This window comes from Oleiphilus sp. HI0066 (assembly GCF_001635725.1).
In genome coordinates this window covers 1-712 of record NZ_LWFH01001556.1, presented here as the reverse complement: position 1 = coordinate 712, position 712 = coordinate 1, and the positions used below count along the sequence as shown (strand labels likewise).

Sequence of the window (712 nt, the reverse complement as noted above, 5' to 3'; positions counted from 1 at the left end):
GCCTACCTTGCCCTTTGCAATGGGTATAGCGTACACGGCGGGTATCTGGGTGTTGATCACTCAAGTCGATAAGGCCATATTATCGGGCGGGTTGAGTCTGACAGAATTTGGTTATTACACTTTAGTGGCTCTAGTCGTGGGTGGCATACTGCAAATATCCCAGCCCTTGTCCGAAGCAATTCGCCCGAGAATGACGGTATTTGCCGAGTCAGGAAAAACACAAGAGTTACATGCGCTTTATCTGCTTGGTACGCAGTTGGTTGCAGCGGTATGTTTATCAGCGGCGTTTGTTATTGCATTTAATGCAAGGCCTTTGATTTACCTTTGGACGGGAAATCAAGATGCAGCCGCTTGGAGTGAAGAGGTGCTTTTTTGGTTTGCGCTAGGCAATGGCATATTGGCGGTGGCCGCGTTTCAGTACTACCTGCAATTTGCTTACGGAAAGTTGAAGCTGCACGTTTTTGGCTCAACCTTATCTGCTTGCGTGCAGGTGCCTGTGATTGCCTATGCAGCCTATCACTATGGCGCACTGGGTGCAGCAAAAGCATGGTTCGGGGTGCGGCTGTTGTTTTTTATTTTTTGGGTGCCTGTGGTGCATCGTGCTTTTGCGAAAGGTTTGCATGTGCAGTGGTTATGTAAGGCTGTTTTGCCGGCGGCATTGTTTATCTTTTCGGTTAGCTATTTTTGGCCGCAGCATCTTTTTGGGGAAGAT

General features: G+C 48.5%; 1 protein-coding gene. It reads left to right on the top strand.

Annotation, left to right across the window (positions count from 1 at the left end):
- Window positions 1–19: 19 nt before the first annotated feature.
- A partial coding sequence (locus A3738_RS24590; RefSeq protein WP_369819831.1) for a lipopolysaccharide biosynthesis protein occupies window positions 20–712 on the top strand: 693 nt, incomplete at its 3' end.